At 40.7% G+C, this 1,538-nt stretch carries 2 protein-coding genes; both read right to left on the bottom strand.

Annotation, left to right across the window (positions count from 1 at the left end; genetic code table 11):
* Nucleotides 1-391, bottom strand: a 391-nt coding sequence (locus tag L4C33_RS22130; RefSeq protein ID WP_428814535.1) for a DUF2057 family protein, incomplete at its 3' end; no start/stop codon positions are given.
* A gap of 81 nt (nt 392-472) precedes the next feature.
* Nucleotides 473-1,429 carry a porin gene (locus L4C33_RS22125; RefSeq protein ID WP_428814536.1) on the bottom strand — a complete coding sequence of 319 codons (957 nt, stop codon included), beginning with the start codon at nt 1,427-1,429 and terminating at the stop codon, nt 473-475.
* Nucleotides 1,430-1,538: the final 109 nt, after the last annotated feature.

Here is a 1,538-nt window from a genome sequence, read left to right as displayed (position 1 = left end):
CAATAATACCCTGCTGATATTTAATTTCTCTATCGTCTTCAACCACACGCCATTTCGGCTTGTCGGCTTCAAATATTTTCTGAGCCTCCATCTTACTGCGTGCTTTCGGGGGCCTAATTTTAATTTCTTCGCCAGCTACATCAAACATTATAACGTAAGGGGAAGATGTATAAACGCCACTGCTATTACCATAATTGTGATCAAAGCGAACGACTAACTGGTTGTAACCATCATTAATTTGGTTTTCACCAATTTTACTTTGAGATTTCTGTCCATTGATGAACAGTATCGATACACCTTTTTGTGGTACTAGGGTAGCGGCACTCGCGCTCCCCATCCCTGCTATAAGCAGACCCAAAACAAACCATGCTTTCTTCATTACAATTTTCATCCAATAATCAAATAGATACTGTTCATACTAACAAAAAAGCCACCCTAAGGTGGCTTTTAAAATAATTGATTTTTCAATTAATTAGAATGATGCTTCAACACCAATAGCTAGACCAGTGTCAGTTTTGTAAGCAGTGTCGTCTGTATCAACACCACCAACTTCAGCGTAAACTTTAGTGTTAGGCGCTACAGCGTAAGTCGTGTTAACGAACCAGTGGTCTGCATCTTTAGCATTAACATCGTGGTCACCGATAGAGTAACCAGTGTTGAAGCCCCAAAGACCCATTGTATAACCAGCAGCGAATGCGATAGTAGAGTTATCGTCATTTGCGATGTCAGATGTTGTACCGTAGTAAGCTGTTGACAGGTAAATATTTTCGATACCAGAGAATACTAGCTCAGCACCGTAACCTTGGTGGTCTGAGTTAGCAGCTTCAGCGTCGAAGTTAGCAAGGAATGCAGAAATGTCAAAATCAGCTAGACGGTAACCAATACGTGCATCTTGGTATGTGTTGTTAGTGCCTTCAACGCCGTCAGCTGCTAGTTTATCTTGTACGTAACCTAGAGTAAGGTATAGGTCACCGTTATCGTAATCGTAACGTACAGCTTCATCAGAACATTCGTTAGTTGTGTTGTCTAACAGAGTAGAAATACCGAATGCTTCATCTGAACCGATACCTAGATCATCAACAGCAGTACATAGACGACCAAACTTGATAGAACCCAAAGTGTTGTGGTACGCAGCTACGTAAGTATCACCGTTTTCAGTTGCTGTAGCGTTAGCATCAGAAGAACCGTTAAACTCCCAGTAAGCGCCAACTTTCCAGTCTTCGTTTACCATGTAAGTTACGTCAAAACCGAAGTCAGCATCTTCGATTTTTTGTTCCATCGAAGAACCTTTTTTCAATTCGTTGCTGTATACAACTTCGATGTCACCTTTAAGTGTTACTGCTACGTCATCTTGATTGTAAATTTCGATTCCAGCGTTAGCTGTGCTTGCTGCTGTCATTACAGCTAATGCTAATAGAGTCTTTTTCATAATAAATCCACTGCCTTTTCTAAGATTGGGAAATCCTTGCCCGGTTCCCTTAGTATTTTTTATGACTGAAACCATCACTCTTTGTTGAGAAACCATCACTCTTTGTTGA

The sequence above is a fragment of the Vibrio makurazakiensis genome (assembly GCF_050337375.1).
In the GTDB taxonomy this organism is placed as follows: Bacteria; Pseudomonadota; Gammaproteobacteria; order Enterobacterales; family Vibrionaceae; genus Vibrio; species Vibrio makurazakiensis.
This window is presented reverse-complemented; position numbering and strand designations above follow the sequence as displayed.